The following is a 757-nucleotide window of genomic DNA, read 5'->3' on the forward strand; positions in this document are numbered from 1 at the left end:
ATTTTTTCTATTTCCTCTTCTGTTAATAGAGGTTTACCTTTGAGAAAAGTCTCTTCATAACTAACTAGATTTAATTTCAAGTTAAATGCTAAATCAGGATAGTCTTTGACTAAGTTTTTAGCTTTTTCAGCGGCCTCATCTATATACTCAGGTTCATGTCCCATACCACCATGCATAAGAATAAATGTCCCATATTCATCTAATGTAATAAGAATTTTATTGACTGCTAATTGAATACTTTTTGCTTGTTCTTGTTGGACTGTAGACGTTAATTGTTCTTTCCAATCTGTGTATAGATGAGCTGCAACTATTGCAGCCCCTAACGTAGTCAAGCCGCCGAAAATTCCTGAAATAGTAGATAAACTATCTTTAGTTGCTGTTACATCGCCCCAATATTTAAAGAGAATACCTAACACACTCCAGATCAAGATAGCTAAAAGAATGATCGATACTGAGATGCTGAAAGCAACAACATTTTTATTCATTAATCACCAACCGTTCCAAGAATAGTAATCATTTGTGGCCCAGTCATCCGAGCCTTACTAATAATTTCGACCAACTCATCATAAGTTAAATTAAAAGAATCTTCACTATCAAAAACATAGACCTTATTTTTACCTTCATATTCTGGTGGTGTGGGTGGCACAAAACGCTTTGGAATAAGTGTTTGTGCTAATTGCTCATCTGTTAGTCTGGTAAAGTTCATTTTTACTTTCTTCAATAAATTATTTAACAATTGTTAGCTGATCCCACATAA

1 protein-coding gene and 1 pseudogene are annotated in these 757 nt (G+C 33.8%); both read right to left on the reverse strand.

What is annotated here, in order from left to right; translation table 11 throughout:
- Nucleotides 1–485: pseudogene (locus NL42_RS19450) on the reverse strand (hypothetical protein); the annotation flags it as partial.
- Complete coding sequence (locus NL42_RS19455; protein WP_461313994.1) at nucleotides 485–706, reverse strand: hypothetical protein; 222 nt, start codon at nucleotides 704–706, stop codon at nucleotides 485–487. The gene NL42_RS19455 and the pseudogene NL42_RS19450, both read right to left, overlap by 1 nt.
- Between the last annotated feature and the right edge of the window lie 51 nt (nucleotides 707–757).

The sequence above is a fragment of the Acinetobacter sp. GN11 genome, from assembly GCF_054823985.1.

Bases quoted from the DNA above. Each gene is read 5' to 3' on its own strand.
- NL42_RS19455 (WP_461313994.1), bottom strand. From the start codon at position 706: ATGAACTTTACCAGACTAACAGATGAGCAATTAGCACAAACACTTATT.